We start from the raw sequence: 250 nt of genomic DNA, 5'->3' as shown, positions 1-250 counted from the left end.
GTCACCGAGCAGGTGTGGGACGTAGATCTGGTGCGCTGGATGATCGAGCTGGCCGCCGGTGATCTGCCGCCGCTGAACGAGTTGTATCAAGGCCTGGAACCGCAGGGCCATGCGATTCAGGCACGTCTGTACGCGGAAGATCCGGGGCGTGATTTCCAGCCGAGCCCGGGCCTGCTGACCGCTGTGCAGTTTCCGCCAGCCAACGGCGTTGAGTTGCGTATCGACACCTGGGTCGAGGCCGGCGTGGAAA

At 64.0% G+C, this 250-nt stretch carries 1 pseudogene; it reads left to right on the top strand.

The features are described 5' to 3' along the window. Positions 1-250: pseudogene (locus AAEY83_RS17325) on the top strand (hypothetical protein); the annotation flags it as partial.

Origin of the sequence: Psychrobacter sp. TB20-MNA-CIBAN-0197 (genome assembly GCF_040309765.1) — a bacterium.
GTDB lineage: Bacteria > Pseudomonadota > Gammaproteobacteria > Pseudomonadales > Moraxellaceae > Psychrobacter > Psychrobacter submarinus.
The sequence above is the reverse complement of the archived record's forward strand: the minus strand, read 5'-3'. Positions and strand labels throughout refer to the sequence as shown.